The organism is Weissella sp. DD23 (genome assembly GCF_001579105.1).
GTDB lineage: Bacteria > Bacillota > Bacilli > Lactobacillales > Lactobacillaceae > Weissella > Weissella cibaria.
In genome coordinates, this window is sequence record NZ_KQ970427.1 from 1 (window position 1) to 840 (window position 840).

Below are 840 nucleotides of genomic sequence, written 5' to 3' on the forward strand. Positions count from 1 at the left end.
GTTGGTGGCAGCTTGCTAAAGCCAGCAGAATTTGATGATTATGCGGGCGTAACGGATAATGCACGCGCTTATGTTGAACGTTATCAACAGTTAACGGCGGCAAAAGAATTAATGGGGGTCTAGCATGAGTGAGGTGTTAACAATCGGCGAGCCAATGGCGGTTTTTGCGTCAACGGAAGCTGATGTGCCATTAGCAGTTGCTTGTAACTATGATAAGTTCTTAGCGGGTGCGGAAGTAAACGTGGCCGTTGGCGTTGCCCGCTTGGGTCACACGGTTGACTATGTCGCACAGGTTGGTGCAGATCCAATCGGTGACTTTGTACGCGCTGAGTTAACGAAGGCCAATGTCGGGACAGATCACGTTGTTGTCACGCCGACGCATACGACTGGGTTGATGTTCAAGCAACGCGTCACGGCGGGCGATCCCGCGACTGCTAATTATCGAAAAAATTCAGCGGCGGCAAATTTGATGACTAACCAAATTGAGACACTTAACTTAGATGGCGTTAAAATTGCACACTTAACTGGTATATTTCCAGCCATCTCAGCAACGGCACGCGAAACAACGTTAGCACTTTGCCAACGTTTGGCGATGCACCCAGAAATTGTGAAAATCTTTGATACAAATTTGCGACCGGCACTGTGGGAAACCACTGAAGAGATGGTGGCGACAACGAACCAGTTTGCCAAGATGGCCAATATTGTTTTGCCAGGAATTAACGAAGGTGAAATCTTGATGGGGTCGCGCGATCCGGAAACGATTGCGGATTTCTTCATTGGCCAATCGGCGGTCACAGATACGGTGATTGTTAAATTGGGACCAGCAGGCGCGTTCGTGAA

At 48.9% G+C, this 840-nt stretch carries 1 protein-coding gene; it reads left to right on the plus strand.

Annotated features, from left to right (window positions below):
- Nucleotides 1-124: 124 nt before the first annotated feature.
- Nucleotides 125-840, plus strand: a 716-nt coding sequence (locus WEIDD23_RS12040) for a sugar kinase (protein WP_062359097.1), incomplete at its 3' end; no start/stop codon positions are given.